Source organism: Cryobacterium sp. Y29 (assembly GCF_002929825.1).
Lineage (GTDB): Bacteria > Actinomycetota > Actinomycetes > Actinomycetales > Microbacteriaceae > Cryobacterium.
The window spans coordinates 77,524-91,861 of sequence record NZ_PJJN01000032.1; the positions used below are offsets into that span (position 1 = coordinate 77,524).

The 14,338-nt window shown below is 66.3% G+C and carries 12 protein-coding genes; 5 read left to right on the forward strand and 7 right to left on the reverse strand.

Going from position 1 to position 14,338, the window contains the following annotated elements:
• Window positions 1–9: 9 nt before the first annotated feature.
• The 3 genes from CXY74_RS08370 to CXY74_RS08380 are packed head-to-tail and all read right to left on the reverse strand — an operon-like array spanning window position 10 to window position 4,840.
• Window positions 10–1,176 carry an acyl-CoA dehydrogenase family protein gene (locus CXY74_RS08370; RefSeq protein ID WP_104200020.1) on the reverse strand — a complete coding sequence of 389 codons (1,167 nt, stop codon included), beginning with the start codon at window positions 1,174–1,176 and terminating at the stop codon, window positions 10–12.
• Window positions 1,173–3,218, reverse strand: a complete 2,046-nt coding sequence (locus tag CXY74_RS08375) for a biotin carboxylase N-terminal domain-containing protein (RefSeq protein ID WP_104200021.1) — start codon at window positions 3,216–3,218, stop codon at window positions 1,173–1,175. Before CXY74_RS08375 ends, CXY74_RS08370 begins: the two co-directional genes overlap by 4 nt.
• Before the next feature lie 14 nt (window positions 3,219–3,232).
• Complete coding sequence (locus tag CXY74_RS08380; protein WP_104200136.1) at window positions 3,233–4,840, reverse strand: carboxyl transferase domain-containing protein; 1,608 nt, start codon at window positions 4,838–4,840, stop codon at window positions 3,233–3,235.
• A 112-nt stretch (window positions 4,841–4,952) separates the two neighbouring features.
• On the opposite strand from CXY74_RS08380, the gene CXY74_RS08385 reads away from it, so the two are divergent.
• The gene (locus CXY74_RS08385) at window positions 4,953–5,552 is read left to right on the forward strand and encodes a TetR/AcrR family transcriptional regulator (RefSeq protein ID WP_104200022.1); all 600 of its coding nucleotides are present in this window, start codon (window positions 4,953–4,955) and stop codon (window positions 5,550–5,552) included.
• A 17-nt stretch (window positions 5,553–5,569) separates the two neighbouring features.
• On the opposite strand, the gene CXY74_RS08390 is transcribed toward CXY74_RS08385, so the two are convergent.
• From CXY74_RS08390 to pdhA, 4 genes are all read right to left on the reverse strand, one after another.
• Entirely contained in the window at window positions 5,570–6,232 is a 663-nt protein-coding gene (locus CXY74_RS08390; RefSeq protein WP_104200023.1) for a VOC family protein, read from the reverse strand.
• Window positions 6,233–6,442: 210 nt separating this feature from the next.
• A complete protein-coding gene (locus tag CXY74_RS08395; protein WP_104200024.1) occupies window positions 6,443–7,948 on the reverse strand; it encodes a dihydrolipoamide acetyltransferase family protein in 1,506 nt (501 codons plus the stop codon).
• Entirely contained in the window at window positions 7,945–8,904 is a 960-nt protein-coding gene (locus CXY74_RS08400; RefSeq protein ID WP_233193302.1) for an alpha-ketoacid dehydrogenase subunit beta, read from the reverse strand. The genes CXY74_RS08395 and CXY74_RS08400 overlap by 4 nt, the downstream gene beginning before the upstream one ends.
• A gap of 98 nt (window positions 8,905–9,002) precedes the next feature.
• Window positions 9,003–10,115 carry a pyruvate dehydrogenase (acetyl-transferring) E1 component subunit alpha gene (gene pdhA, locus CXY74_RS08405; protein ID WP_104200025.1) on the reverse strand — a complete coding sequence of 371 codons (1,113 nt, stop codon included), beginning with the start codon at window positions 10,113–10,115 and terminating at the stop codon, window positions 9,003–9,005.
• 131 nt (window positions 10,116–10,246) lie between these two features.
• On the opposite strand from pdhA, the gene CXY74_RS08410 reads away from it, so the two are divergent.
• From CXY74_RS08410 to CXY74_RS08425, 4 genes are all read left to right on the forward strand, one after another.
• Entirely contained in the window at window positions 10,247–10,711 is a 465-nt protein-coding gene (locus CXY74_RS08410) for an Lrp/AsnC family transcriptional regulator (protein ID WP_104200026.1), read from the forward strand.
• Between the two features lie 193 nt (window positions 10,712–10,904).
• Window positions 10,905–11,390 (forward strand): NADH-quinone oxidoreductase subunit B family protein, encoded by a 486-nt coding sequence (locus tag CXY74_RS08415; protein ID WP_104200027.1) that lies wholly within the window; start codon window positions 10,905–10,907, stop codon window positions 11,388–11,390.
• A complete protein-coding gene (locus CXY74_RS08420; RefSeq protein WP_104200028.1) occupies window positions 11,387–13,399 on the forward strand; it encodes a proton-conducting transporter membrane subunit in 2,013 nt (670 codons plus the stop codon). Before CXY74_RS08415 ends, CXY74_RS08420 begins: the two co-directional genes overlap by 4 nt.
• Entirely contained in the window at window positions 13,396–14,337 is a 942-nt protein-coding gene (locus CXY74_RS08425) for a respiratory chain complex I subunit 1 family protein (protein ID WP_104200029.1), read from the forward strand. Before CXY74_RS08420 ends, CXY74_RS08425 begins: the two co-directional genes overlap by 4 nt.
• Window position 14,338 lies beyond the last annotated feature (1 nt).

A 14,338-nucleotide genomic window follows, 5' to 3' on the forward strand; every position in this document is an offset into this window, starting at 1 on the left:
AAATCTGGGTCAGCTGGCGAATCCCAGGGCCCGCGAGATGACCATGAGCTGCACCTCGGTCGTGCCCTCGCCCAGCTCGAGCACCTTGGAATCACGATAGTGCCGCGCGACCGGATTCTCGTTCAGAAAGCCGTATCCGCCGAAGATCTGCGTGGCATCGCGGGCGTTGTCCATAGCCGCCTCGCTGCCGACCATCTTGGCGATCGAAGCCTCCATCTTGAAGGGTTTGCCGTTGATCATTTTCAGCGCAGCGTCGTAGTAGGCGAGGCGCGCGGTGTGAACGCGCGCCTGCATCCGTGCAATCTTGAACGCGATGTGCTGATTGGAGCCGATGGAGCGGCCGAAGACATTACGGCTGTTTGCATAGCGGATCGACTCTTCGAGGCAGCCCTGCGCCGCACCGGTGCACAGCGCGGCGAAGGCGACGCGGCCCTCGTCGAGAGTCTGCACGAAGTTGGCGAAGCCGCGGCCACGCTCCCCGAGCAGGTTCGCCTCCGGCACGCGCACGTTGTCGAACACAAGCGGGTGGGTGTCTGAAGTGTGCCAGCCGACCTTGTCGTACGGCGGGAGCGCCGTGAAACCGGGGGTCGGTGTCGGCACCAGGATGGCGGTCAGTTCTTTCTTGATGGAACCGTCGGCGCGAGTAGCCTCCCCCGTGACCGCGGTCACCGTCACCAGGCGGGTAATGTCCGACCCGGAGTTGGTGATGAACTGCTTCGTGCCGTTGATCACCCATTCGCCGCCCGTGAGCTCGGCGGTGGTCTTGGTTCCCGCGGCGTCTGAGCCGGCATCCGCTTCGGTGAGGCCGAACGCGGCGAGCGCTGAGCCACTTGCCAGGCGCGGAACCCACTCGTGCTTCTGCGCCTCGGTGCCGCTGCGGAACACCGGCATGATGCCCAGGCCCACTCCGGCCTCGAGGGTGACGGCGATGCTCTGGTCGACGCGGGCGAGCTGCTCCACCGCGAGGCAGAGCGCGAAGTAGTCATTGCCCTGGCCGCCGTACTCCGCGGGGAACGGCAGTCCGAACAAGCCCATCTGCCCCATTTCGGCGATGATGCCGTAGGGCAGGCGGCGCAGGGTGTCGTACTCGTAGGCGGCCGGCGCGACAACGGTATCGGCGAAGTCTCGAACCTGGTCGCTCAGGGCTTGGTATTCGGGGGTGAGTTCGTAGGTCATTCTGCATTTTCCTTGTCTGCGATGGTTTCGGGGGTGCTGATCGTCGCGACGATCTGGTCCAGTGCCACCAGGTCACCCGTCTTGAGATTCACCGTGACCTGGCCGAACGTGGCGGCCACGAGTTTGTGCTCCATCTTCATCGCCTCGACCACGAGGATGGTTTGGCCCACCTGCACGGTGTCACCAGTGGTGGCATGCACGGCTATGACGGTGCCGGGCATCGGCGAGCGCACGTCTGGACTGACCGCCCCTGGCACGCGGTCGCGGCCCGCGAGATGCTCCGCGAGCTGCTCGGCCCGTGATCGGTGCCGCAGGTCAACCGAGAATCCGTCGGCACCGATATACACCCGCGCTCCGGACTGCTCGATGGCGAACACGCGGGTCTCACCGTCGTAATCGATGCGAAATGTGCCCGGGCGACCTTCGATTAGCGTGAGTCCGGCTTCCACGGCCGGTCCGTCACCGATCGAAACGGATGCCGCCCCCGGCGCCCCGACAACCCGCACCTCCACGGCGTCGGTCGCGCTGACTCCCAGCGAGTACCGCACCGGACGCGGCGAGCCCAGCCGCCACCCGCTCGGCCTCGTCCACACAGCGTTCGCGCCGGTCAGATCGGACCCAGCCGGCGCTCGCCCGTGCAGGAACAGCGCCGCGGCGGCGAGGACGCGCCCGTCGGCTGTGCGAAAGGTGAGGTCGGGAAGCTTGCGTTCGATCAAACCGGTGTCGAGGCGGCCGGCGCGCACGTCGGCATCCGCTAGCAGCAGCCGAAGGTATTCAGTGTTGGTGTGCACGCCGAGCACGACGGTGTCGGCGAGCGCCCGGTCGAGACGGTTCAACGCCTCAAGCCGGGTGGGTGCCCAGGCGATCACCTTGGCGAGCATCGGGTCGTAGTGCGAGGCGATCGACAGGCCCGGAGTCAGCGAGCTGTCAACGCGCACGCCCTCACCCCTGGCCTCGTGCAGCTGCAGCACGGTGCCGGTGGTCGGCAAAAAGCCGCGCTCGGGGTTCTCCGCATAGACCCGCGCCTCGATCGCATGCCCCGTGAGGCATATATCGGACTGGGTGACCGTGAGTGGCTCCCCCGCCGCAATGCGCAACTGCCAGTCCACCAGATCGAGGCCGGTGACCAGCTCGGTGACCGGGTGTTCAACCTGCAGGCGGGTGTTCATCTCCATGAAGAAGAATTCGTCAGGAGCGGCCGCCGACACCAAGAATTCCACGGTTCCCGCGCCGCTGTAGCCCACGCTGCGGGCAGCGGCACAGGCGGCCTCGCCGATGCGCGCCCGAATCGCCTCGTCGAGCAGGGGGGAGGGCGCCTCCTCGATGACCTTCTGGTGCCGACGCTGCAGTGAGCATTCGCGCTCGCCCAGGTGAATGACGGCGCCGTGGTTGTCGGCGAGCACCTGCACCTCAATGTGCCGCGGGGTGGCAACGAGCCGTTCGAGCAGCAGGGTGTCGTCGCCGAAGGCGCTCTGCGCCACGCGCCGTGCGGTTTCGAGGGTGGAGGGCAGGTCTTCAGCCCGTTCCACCACGTGCATGCCCTTGCCGCCGCCACCGGCGGAGGGCTTGATCAGCATCGGATACCCCACGTCGACGGCCGCCGCGATGAGCTGCTCGTTGCTGAGGCCCGGCTGGGCCACCCCGGGGATGATCGGCACCCCGTAACCGGCCACGTGGTTCTTCGAGCGGATCTTGTCGCCCATCGTATTGAGCGCGTGCACGCTGGGCCCGATGAACACGATTCCGGCGTCGGCGCAGGCCTGTGCGAACACCTGGTTCTCGCTGAGAAATCCGTAGCCGGGGTGAATCGCCTGGGCCCTGGTTCGGGCAGCAGCGGCCAGAACGGCCGCTATGTTCAGGTAGCTGTCAGCGGGCGCGGCGCCACCGAGGCGCACCGCGGTATCCGCTAGCGACACGTGCCGAGCGTCACGGTCTACGTCGCTGTACACGGCGACAGAGCGGATGCCCCGCTCGCGCAGCGTGCGGATGATACGGCAGGCGATTTCGCCGCGATTGGCGACCAGAACGGTGTCAAATGTCATGGAAATCGCCTCACTCACATTCGGAACAAGCCGAAGGCGGACTCGCCGAGCGGCGCGGCGGCGCACACAGCGAGGGCGAGGCCGAGCACCGTGCGGGTGTCGGCCGGGTCGATAACGCCGTCGTCCCACAGGCGGGCGGTCGAATAGTACGGGCTGCCCTGCTGCTCGTACTTTTCGAGGATCGGATCGGTGAAGGCGGTCTCGGCCTCGGCCGACCAGGTGTCTCCGCCACGCTCGATCTGCTCGCGCTTGACGGTGGCGAGCACGGACGACGCCTGCGCGCCGCCCATCACGGAGATGCGGCTTCCCGGCCACATCCACAGGAAGCGGGGCGAGTAGGCGCGGCCGCACATGGAGTAGTTGCCAGCGCCGAAGGAGCCGCCGATCACCACCGTGAGTTTGGGCACGCGAGCGGTCGCGACGGCGGTGACCATTTTGGCACCGTGCTTGGCGATGCCGCCGGCCTCAGCCGCCTGGCCCACCATGAAACCGGAGATGTTCTGCAGAAAGACGAGTGGGATTGCGCGCTGGTCACAGAGTTCAATGAAGTGGGCGCCTTTCTGAGCAGATTCGGCGAACAGGATGCCGTTGTTGGCGACGACTCCCACCGGGTGGCCGTGGATGTGCGCGAAACCGGTCACGAGGGTGGTGGCGTATTCGCGCTTGAATTCGTGGAATTCACTGCCGTCGACGATGCGCGCGATCACTTCGTGCACGTCGTACTGGTCCTGCACATCGGCGGGGACGGCTCCGTAGAGTTCGCTTTCGTCGGCGACCGGGTCGACAGTAGGGATCACACTCCACGCCGGAGCCTCGGCCCGAGGAAGGGTCGAGACGATGTCGCGCACGATCTGCAGGGCATGCTCATCGTTTTCGGCGAGGTGGTCGGTGACGCCGGAGACGCGGGCGTGCAGGTCACCGCCGCCGAGCTCTTCGGCGGTGACGATTTCACCGATCGCGGCCTTCACCAGGGGCGGTCCGCCGAGGAAGATGGTGCCCTGGCCCCGCACGATCACGGTCTCGTCGCTCATGGCGGGAACGTAGGCACCGCCGGCGGTGCACGATCCCATCACCGCGGCGATCTGCGGGATCTTGGCCGCGGACATCCGGGCCTGGTTGTAAAAGATGCGGCCGAAGTGGTCACGGTCGGGAAAAACCTCGTCCTGTAGGGGCAGGAAGGCGCCCCCGGAGTCAACGAGGTACACGCAGGGCAAGCGGTTCTCGAAGGCGATCTCCTGGGCCCGCAAATGCTTTTTCACCGTCATCGGGTAATAGGTGCCGCCCTTGACGGTGGCGTCGTTGGAGATCACGAGCACATAGCGCCCGTGCACGAGGCCGATCCCGGCGATGACGCCCGCTCCCGGGCTGTCGTCATTGTAGAGACCGGTCGCGGCCAGCGCCGCGATCTCGAGGAACGGACTGCCGTCGTCGAGCAATTGGTCGATGCGCTCGCGGGGCAGCAATTTGCCGCGGGCGAGGTGGCGCTGCCGGGACTTCTCCGGCCCGCCGCGGGCGGCCATGGCGAGGCGTTGCTTCAGGTCGGCGACGAGCTGTCGCTGGGCAGCGTCATTGCTGCGGAACGTCTCGGCAGAGGAGTTGAGCTGACTCGCGAGCGTCTCCATCGCCATCTTCCCTCTGGCGATGCCGGGCGAGCCGGCATCAAGTACAGTTAGTGTTCACTAACTGAAGTTCAGGTTAGTCAGGATTAACCGAAATGTCCAGTGGGAGGCCCGCATGAACGCACCGATCGAAACCACGTCGCGGAGTCGGGCCAAGGCTGACCGACGGTCGGCCCTGCTCAGAGCCGCAGCCACGCTCTTCGCCCAGTCCGGATTCAACGGGGTCTCGATCGAAGACCTCGGCGCGGCGGTCGGGGTGAGCGGGCCGGCCGTCTACCGACATTTCAGCGGCAAACAGGCCGTACTGGCCGCGCTGCTCATCGATGTGAGCGAGGATCTCGTGGCCGGTGGTCGAACCGTTGTGACCGTGACAACGGATGCTGCTGCCGCCCTGGGCGACCTCGTGCGCTTTCACGTTGACTTCGCGCTGTCGAACCCCGAGGTGATCCGGGTGCAAGACCGCGACCTCGACAGCCTCGTGGAGTCGGACCGGCATCGGGTGCGGCTGCTGCAGCGCGAGTACGTGGAACTGTGGGTTGGGGTTTTGCACCGGGTGCACCCTGCGGTCGACGAGGCGCTGCTGCGCATTCGGGCCCACGCGACATTCGGGCTGCTCAACTCAACGCCGCACAGCGCCCGCGTATCCTCGCGGGCCGCCGAGCGTGCCCTGCTCGAGGAGATGGCCCTCGCCGCCCTCGGCCTGCCGGGCGCGTAACAGCCCAGACAAGTCGGTCAGAACGCGGCGGTGCAGACGCAGAGCTCGTTGCCCTCGACGTCGACGAGTACCCACCAGTCGGGAGCGTGCTCGTCGCTGAGTAGCGCGCCGCCCACTTCGAGCACGGCCGCGACTCGGTCTTCGGCGTCATCGCTCGGCACGTAGACGTCCACGTGAATGCGGTTGCGCTCGGTGCGGGCGATTTCCATGTGCTGGAACCACACCTTGGGGGCGAGGCCGCGCGGGTCGACGAGTTCCACGCCATCGTCGCCGGTGACCTCGGTGTAGCCGAGACCGACCCGCCAGAATGGACGCACGGCATCCGCGTCGGTGCAGTCGATCGCAATGTCGTAGCGCGTCGGCTGCGCCGGACGCGCCTCGGCCCCGAGAACGTCGGCGATCTGCTGCACCCGGGCCGCGAGCTCGACATCGCGCGCCGTGACTCCCCCGGCATCGTGCGAGGTCAGCACAAGCGACACCGCCCCGTAGCCAAGACGCACGTCGGGATGGTGATTCAGCGCCTCGGCGGCCTCGCCGATGCGATTGACCAGTTCGAGGGCGGATGCGAAGTCCTTGGTGCTAAACGTGGCGTGCAGGCATCCGTCGAGATGCACGAAAGCGGTGCCCACGAGTTGTTTCTTCGTCACAAAGGGGGCCAGGAGTGCAGCTTCTGCGTTCATGCCTCCACTCTGCTACGCCCCCGCACCCCGGTCAACCGCCCGTCCGGTGCACAACTCCTGCAATCTGCAGCGTCGAAACCTGACTGCTCCGTAATTCCGCGGAACTTTTTGGTCGGTCGTACAGATTGCAGGAGTTATGCGCCAGCGAGGGGCTGGAGCGACTGGTGCTGACCTGGTGGCGGACCGTGATGGTGACGAGAGCGGAAGGGGCTAGATCATGGTCAGCACCCGGGCCGGGTCGGCGAGGATGGCGCCGATGTCGGCCAGAAAGCGCGAACCCTGCTCGCCGTCGACCAGTCGGTGGTCGAACGACACGCTGAGGGTGAGCACTTGGCGCAGGGCGACCTGCCCGCGATACTCCCACGGCCGCGAGCGGATGGCGCCTATCGCGAGGATCGCCGCCTCCCCCGGATTGAGGATAGGGGTGCCGGCGTCGATACCGAACACTCCGATATTGGTGATGGTGATCGTGCCGCCGGCAAGCGCCGCCGGGGTGGTGGTACCGGCCCGGGCGGACATCGTGAGCTCGGCGAGCGCCGCAGCGAGGCCGCGGAGGTCGAGCCGTTCAGCGTCGACGATGTTCGGCACGAGTAGTCCGCGCGGGGTTGCGGCAGCGACGCCGAGGTTCACGTGGTGGAACTGCACGATTTCGCCGGCGGGCTCATCCCACCGCGTGTTCACCGACGGCGTGCGGCCCACGGCCAGGCAGAGCGCCTTGGCCACCACAGCGAGAATACCGATGCCCGCGTCGGCGAACTGCCGATCGGCGCGGAGCGAAGCGAGCAGTTCGACAGTCGGCGTGACGTCGATGGTGAGAAACTCGGTGACATGTGGCGCGGTGAACGCGCTCTGCACCATGGCGGCCGCCGTGAGTTTGCGCAGGCTCCTGATCGGAGAACGGGTCTCGCCCAGGTGGTCACCGCTTCTGGCCGGCCGGGCAGCCGTCGCAGCGGGTGGCACGGCCCCGGGCAGGTCGGGGGTCGGCACTGACTCGGTGGTACGGGCGCGAACGTCATCACGCGTGATCAGGCCGTCCTTTCCGGTGCCAGTGACCATAGTGAGGTCAATCCCGAGGTCACGAGCCAGGGCGCGCACCGGCGGCGTCGAGCGCGGTCTGTCCTCGGCGGACGCTGCGGCGTGCGGTTCGACGGGTACCGCGGTGGGTGCTGCCGTGGGCGCTGCGGCGCGCGCTGCGACGGGCGGTGCGACGGGCGCTGCGACGGGCGCTGCGGCGCGCGCTGCGACGGATGCTGCGGGCACCGACGCACCGGCTCCCGTGCGGGCACGACGCTGGGGGTGTCCGCCGCGCTCGATGGCGGGGCCGTAGCCGACCAGATTGGCCTCGCGCTGCTCGGCCGGAGACGCAGCCGGAGCCGCAGACACAGATGCAGCCGGGGACGCAACCGCAGCCGCAGCCGCAGACACAGCCGGGGCCGCAGCATCCGTTTTTGGCGACGAATCTGTGGGCTCATCGGCGGCGCCGATCTGGAAGGAGACGATGGGTTCGCCGACGTGCACGACTACCCCGGCCGGCTGGTGCAGCTCGCGCACGACTCCGGCGAACGGGCTGGGCAGTTCGACCACGGCTTTGGCCGTTTCAACGTCGGCGATGTGCTGGTTGAGCGTGACCTCATCGCCCGGCGCCACGAGCCAGGCGACGATCTCTGATTCGGTGAGCCCCTCACCGAGGTCGGGCAGCTTGAAGACCTTGATCATCGTCGCCCCATGACCCGGTCGACACCGTCGAGAATGCGGTCGAGATCGGGCAGGTGGTGGCTTTCCAGCTTGGCCGGCGGGTACGGCACGTCGAAGCCGGTGACCCGCACCGGCGCGGATTCCAGAAAGCTGAAGCAGCGTTCGGTGATGGTCGCGATGATCTCTCCGCCGAGACCGCCCGACTGCGCCGCCTCGTGGGTCACAACCAGTCGCCCGGTTTTACGAACGGATGCCTCCACCACCGCATAATCCACCGGTGACAGTGAGCGCAGGTCGATGACCTCGATCGACACGCCCTCGTCGGCGGCGGCGAGCGCCGCGTCCCGTGCGGTCGCTACGAGCGCCCCGTAGGTGAGGAGTGTGACATCCGTTCCGGGGCGCACGATGACGGCCCGCTCCATCGGAAGCCCGAGCTCTGGCACGACCTCGCCCTTCACGTGGTAGCGGCGCTTGGGCTCGAAGTAGAGCACCGGGTCGTCGCTCGCGATGGCCTGCCGAATAAGACTGTAGGCATCCTGAGCGTTGGAAACGGCGATCACTCGCAGGCCGGAGGTGTGGGTGAAGTACGCCTCCGGTGATTCGGAGTGGTGTTCGGCCGCTCCGATTCCGCCGCCGAACGGTACCCGGATAGTGATCGGCATGCGCACGGCGCCCTGGGTGCGGTAGTGGAATTTGGCCACCTGGCTGACGATCTGGTCGAAGCCGGGAAAGATGAAGCCGTCGAACTGAATCTCACAGACGGGGCGGTAGCCGCGATAGGCCAAGCCAACGGCGGTGCCGATGATCGCGGATTCGGCGAGCGGGGTGTCGATGACCCGGCGAGCTCCGAACTGGGCGAGCAGGTCGCTCGTCACCCGAAAGACTCCGCCGAGGGCTCCGATATCCTCGCCGAGCAGCACCACCTTGGGGTCATCGAGCATGGCTTGGCGCAGGCCCTCGTTGATGGCCTTGCCCATGGTGAGGGTCTTGGTCTCGCTGAGCGGCGTGGGTTGCGGCGCATTGAGGCCGGGAACCGTCGACACGATTGCCGGGGTCATCAGGGTAGTCATGGTCGTCAGGCCTTTCGGTTCTGTTCGGCACTATCGTGTTCCGTGCCGAAGCTTCTGAGATACCCGGCGTAGTCGGCGCGCTGGCGCTCGAGGGTGGCGTTGGGGGTGGCGTAGACGTGATCGAACACGCTCAGCGGTTCGGGGTCTGGCATGCCGATGCAGCCCGCGCGTAGTTCGGCGGCTGCGGCATCGGCCAGCGCCGCAGTGGCCGCCTCGACCTCGGGCGTGATTTGACCGAGGCTGTTCAGCAGCCGGTGCAGACGCAGCACGGGGTCGCGCGTCTTCCACTCGGCCAATTCCGCCGGGTCTCGGTAGCGGGTGGGGTCATCCGCTGTGGTGTGCGGTCCCATGCGGTAGGTGACCGCTTCGATGAAGGTGGGGCCGCCGCCGGTGCGGGCCCGGTCGAGGGCCATGCGGGTTGCTGCCATGACTGCGATCACGTCGTTTCCATCGATGCGCAGGCTGGGGATGCCGAACCCCGGCGCACGATCGGCGATATTGCGGTGCGCCTGCACGCCGACCGGCTCGGAAATAGCCCACTGGTTGTTCTGGCAGAAGAAAACCACCGGGGCCTGGAAGCTCGCCGCGAAAACCATGGCCTCGTTCACGTCGCCCTGGCTCGTGGCACCATCGCCGAAGTAGGTGATGGCGACGGAATCGACGTCGTCGCGCTGGGCACCGAGCGCCCAGCCGGTGGCGTGCAGGGTTTGCGCGCCGATAATGATGGCCGGTGTAGCCATGTTGACCGCGTACGGGTCCCAGCCGGACTGGGCGTTGCCGCGCCAGACCTTGACGATGTCGGTGAGGTTCACGCCACGGCAGTAGGCGACAGCGTTCTCTCGGTAGCTGGGAAAGATGAAGTCGTCGTGGCGCAGGGCGCGGGCCGAGCCGACCTGGGCGGCTTCCTGGCCGAGCAGCGGAGGCCACAGGCCGAGTTCGCCCTGGCGTTGAAGGGCGGTTGCTTCGGTGTCGATACGACGCACCACGACCATGTCCCGGTACAGCGCCAGGAGGGCCGTTCCATCGAGGTCTTCAACCCACGGGTCGAAGTCGCCGCGGGGTTTCCGCTCGCCGTCAATCGCGAGAAGCTGCACGAGCTGGGGTGAGAAATCAATCATGGGGCGCTCCGAGCGTCATTGCTAAAGTTGACGTGAGCCTATGTCGACCCGACAGAGAGCACAACCACTGTCAAAAAAAGTGTGCAGAGTGCCCTATTCAGGCGCGCCAGAGCGTGTTAATGTCTTGCACTATGTACAGCCTTGACAAGACCGACACCAAGCTCCTCCAAGCGCTCTCCGCCGACCCGCGTAGTACCTTCGTTGCGCTCGCCGACACGCTGGGACTCTCCCGCAATACCGTGCAGGCCCGCATGAAGCGATTAGAAGACTCTGGCGCCTTTCTCGGCTTCGATCGCCGCATCAATCCAGCCGCCCTCGGCTACCCGCTGACCGCGTTCATCGAGGTGCACGTGCAGCAGAAACGGCTTGCGCAGATCGTGATCGACCTTGCGCTGATCCCTGAAATCGTGCAGGCTCACGGCATGAGCGGACCGGCCGACCTCCTCGTTCGGGTGGTCTGCACGGATGCCGCCGACCTGTTTCGCATCGACGGAACGATCCTCGCCTGCGACGGCGTGGAGCGCACGGAGACATCGCTCGCGATGGGAGAGGTTATCCCGTATCGCCTGACACCGTTGCTCGACCGCCGGGGATAGGCAGTGCCTGCCACGATCTATTTGCTAAATTCTTTATATAGTTATATAAAGAAGTAATGAAGTTAACTGCCTTGGTAGGCTTGCAGACAACCAGACGCACTGTAGAACCCGTCGCCTGCCCTTCACCCTTCGACTTCGCGTTCCCCAGAGAAGGCACCAGTTTCGTGAACATGCATGCACATCAAAGACTCGGATGAGTTTCCTGCGATTGGCCACTCTTATTCGGCACGGCGCACGCATTGCCGAACCGGCACCGACTACCCCACCGCTGTTTGCCGGGGCTGAAGCCTTTGGTGGCAGCGTGCAGGTGCGTTTCATCAATGCTGGTGGCTGCAACGATTGTGCTCTTGAAGTGGCCGCCGCGTTCGGCCCCGTCTACGACGTGGAACGCTACGGCGTTCGACTGGTGCCCTCGCCGCGGCACGCCGACGTGCTGCTCATCGTCGGCAGCGTGACTCGCAATATGGCCCAGCCCCTGCTGCGCACCATCGAGGCCACCCCCACGCCCCGGTTCGTGATCGCGGTCGGTGACTGCGCCCTACACGGCGGCGCCTTCCGCGACGGTTACGGCATCATCGGGCCCGTTTCCGATTTCGTACACGTGGATATCGAGGTGCCCGGCAGCCCGCCAGAACCGACCGATATTGTGCGAGCCTTGCGCCGAATGACCGGCCGATGAGCGGCATCGGTGCAGGATTGCTCCTGCAACTTGGCCTCGGCGCGCTGGCCGTGCTGACCGCCCTGACGGCAGCACCGTCTCTGCGGTCGCGAGCGGTCGGCACGCTCTGCACCCTCATCGCGGTGACCGGCTTTCTGACCGGCCTTGGGGCCATGCTCGGCGCCACCGGCGGCCTGCGCATTTTCATTGTCCTGCCCATAGACCCGCTGTTACTGGCCCCCGATCGTCTCGGCGGCCTGTTCATGCTCATCGTCTCGGGTGTAGGCGTTCTCGTATCGCTCTACTCGATGAGTTCCACCCGTGGACCCGACGCGAGCCGCACAGCGTGGGTCGCCATGCCGATGTTCCTGGTGGGCATGCAACTGGTGCCCGCCGCGACGGATTCGGTCTCGTTTCTGCTGGCCTTGGAAATCATGACCCTCGGCTCCACCGTGCTATTGCTGGCCGACCATGCCGGCCGGGCAACGGTCGCTTCGGCCGGTATCTGGTATTCGGCGATGTCGCAGCTGAGCTTCTTCTTCATCCTCGCCGGCTTCGCCGTGCTCGCCGCCGCCTCGGGCGGAACGAGCTTCACCAACCTGCAGGCGATTGAACCTGTGCCCGCGAACGTAGCCTTCGTGCTGCTTCTGCTCGGCTTCGGCGGCAAGGCCGAACTGGTGCCGCTGCACGTGTGGGTGCCCCGGGTGCTCCCCGAAGCGCCCAGCCACGTTTCGGCCGCGATGAGCGGTGCCATGGTCAAAATCGGCGTTTACGGCGGCCTGCTGGTCTCTGTGCGACTCCTGCCCGACGGCCCCGCCTGGTGGGGTATCGCGATCATGGTGGTCGGCGGCGCATCCGCTCTCTACGGTATTCTGCAGGCCTCCGTGTCAAGCGACCTCAAAGTACTGCTGGCCTACTCGACAACGGAAAACATGGGTCTGGTCTTTCTCGCACTCGGCGCGAGCATGCTGCTGCGCGGTTACGACGCGCAAGCGGCAGCGGATGCCGCGCTCGTGGCCGCCCTGCTCCTCGCCGTCAGCCATGCCGCGTTCAAATCGACGTTGTTCCTCGGCGCCGGCGCCATCATCCACGCTACCGGCGAACGCAACCTCGACCGGCTCGGCGGGCTTGGCGCCCGCATGCCCGTCACTGCCGCCGCGTTCGGCATCGCCAGCCTCGGCGCTGCTGCGATTCCCATCACGAGCGGTTTCGTCGCCGAGTGGATGCTGCTGCAGTCGCTCATTCACGGCGGTCGCCTTGACGGAGCGGTCGTCTCGGTCGCGGCATCCGTTGCCATGCCCCTCGCTGTCGCTGTGATTGCCCTCACCGCAGGCCTCGCCCTGCTGACCTTCGTCAAGGCCTACGGCATCGCCTTCCTGGCCCGACCGCGCAGCGCTGAAGCAGCGGAGGCCCACGAGGTACCGCCGCTCATGCGACTCTCCCTTGTCCTCGGCGCCCTCTTCGTACTCGCCCTGGGGCTTCTCCCCGGCCCGATTGCCGCGCTCGTCGCGCACTCCGTCAGTGCAAACCCGAGCGCCGCCGTGCAGTCCGTCGGTCTCGGCGGCGTCTCGCTGCCGGGTATCGGGGCGGTGCTCGACCCGATCATGCTGGTCGTGCTCTCGGTCCCGGTGGCCATTCCGGTGATCGTCTCGATCATCGTGTCGGCCCGTCGGTATCCACATCGCACGGTCGCGCTGCCCTGGGGCGGCGGCGGCTCCCGGGCGAGGCCGCGCATGCAGTACACCGCGACCTCCTACGCCGAGCCGCTCGTGCGAGTCTTCGACGACGTGCTCAAACCGTCGCGCGACGTGCAGGTCACCCACGTGGCCGAGTCTCGATATTTGGTGGAACGGGTACGGGTGGAACAACGAGTATCGGATGTCTTTGAAACCCGGCTGTATCGACCGGTACTCACCCTGTTCCAACGCTACGGAATCGTCGTGCGCCACATCGCCAACGGCAGCATCCACCGCTACCTGTCCTATTCTTTCGTTGCTCTTTTGATCGTGCTGATCGTGGTCTCGCTATGAACGCCATCATCATCGCCTTCGTGCAGGTCGTCCTGTTCATCTTCCTCGCCCCGGTACTGATCGGGGTGATCCGCCAGGTGCGGGCCACGATCGAAGGCCGAGCCGGAGCCGGAATCTGGCAGCCGTGGCGCGACGTGCGCAAACTACTGGCAAAGAACCCGGTGCGAGCCACCGACAGCAGCTGGATGCTGAGGGCAGGCCCGGTCGCGCTGGTCGTGTCCAGCCTGCTGCTGTGCGTGCTGCTGCCGCTGGTGGGCACCATTCCCTTCGCCCTGGTTCCCAGCGACCTGTTCGTCATCGTTTCCGTCATGTTGATCGGCGTCGTGGCCCTCGCGCTCGTCGGCCTGGACGGCGGAACAGCCTTCGGCGGCATGGGCTCCAGTCGGCACATGACAGTCGCGGCGCTCGTGGAGCCAACCTTGCTGCTCTCCATCTACGCATTTTCGATCCCAGCCGGAACCAGCACCCTGTCGGTCATCGTTGAAACCCGACTGCTCTCCCCCGAGGTGATCATCTCGCCGGTCAGCGTGCTGGCCCTCGTCGCCCTGTCGATCGCCATCATGGCCGAGACCGCCCGACTTCCCATTGACAATCCGGGCACCCACCTTGAGGTGACCATGCTGCACGAGGCGATGATCCTGGAAGCGAGCGGGCGCGACCTGGCCTGGCTCGAAGTCGGCTCCTGGCTGAAGCTGGCCGCCCTGCTCGGTCTGGTCAGCAACCTGGCCGTGCCGTGGGGCGTCCTGACCGATTTCAGCGCTCTCGGCCTGCTCATCGGTGTCGTGAGCATCACCGTGAAGGTACTCGTGCTCGGTGTGGTGCTGAGTGTCGGCGAGATCTTCCTGGCCAAGGTGCGTCTGTTCCAGGTGCCGGAGCTGCTCGCCGGCTCGTTCGCCCTCGCTTTCCTCGCCGTGACCGCCTCCTACCTGGTCGCCTGAG

What these genes read in the sequence shown, in the direction of transcription:
- CXY74_RS08370 (WP_104200020.1), bottom strand. Translation starts at nt 1,176, where the DNA reads ATGACCTACGAACTCACCCCCGAATACCAAGCCCTGAGCGACCAGGTT.
- CXY74_RS08375 (WP_104200021.1), bottom strand. Translation starts at nt 3,218, where the DNA reads ATGACATTTGACACCGTTCTGGTCGCCAATCGCGGCGAAATCGCCTGC.
- CXY74_RS08380 (WP_104200136.1), bottom strand. Translation starts at nt 4,840, where the DNA reads ATGGAGACGCTCGCGAGTCAGCTCAACTCCTCTGCCGAGACGTTCCGC.
- CXY74_RS08385 (WP_104200022.1), top strand. Translation starts at nt 4,953, where the DNA reads ATGAACGCACCGATCGAAACCACGTCGCGGAGTCGGGCCAAGGCTGAC.
- CXY74_RS08390 (WP_104200023.1), bottom strand. Translation starts at nt 6,232, where the DNA reads ATGAACGCAGAAGCTGCACTCCTGGCCCCCTTTGTGACGAAGAAACAA.
- CXY74_RS08395 (WP_104200024.1), bottom strand. Translation starts at nt 7,948, where the DNA reads ATGATCAAGGTCTTCAAGCTGCCCGACCTCGGTGAGGGGCTCACCGAA.
- CXY74_RS08400 (WP_233193302.1), bottom strand. Translation starts at nt 8,904, where the DNA reads ATGGGCAAGGCCATCAACGAGGGCCTGCGCCAAGCCATGCTCGATGAC.
- pdhA (WP_104200025.1), bottom strand. Translation starts at nt 10,115, where the DNA reads ATGATTGATTTCTCACCCCAGCTCGTGCAGCTTCTCGCGATTGACGGC.
- CXY74_RS08410 (WP_104200026.1), top strand. Translation starts at nt 10,247, where the DNA reads ATGTACAGCCTTGACAAGACCGACACCAAGCTCCTCCAAGCGCTCTCC.
- CXY74_RS08415 (WP_104200027.1), top strand. Translation starts at nt 10,905, where the DNA reads ATGAGTTTCCTGCGATTGGCCACTCTTATTCGGCACGGCGCACGCATT.
- CXY74_RS08420 (WP_104200028.1), top strand. Translation starts at nt 11,387, where the DNA reads ATGAGCGGCATCGGTGCAGGATTGCTCCTGCAACTTGGCCTCGGCGCG.
- CXY74_RS08425 (WP_104200029.1), top strand. Translation starts at nt 13,396, where the DNA reads ATGAACGCCATCATCATCGCCTTCGTGCAGGTCGTCCTGTTCATCTTC.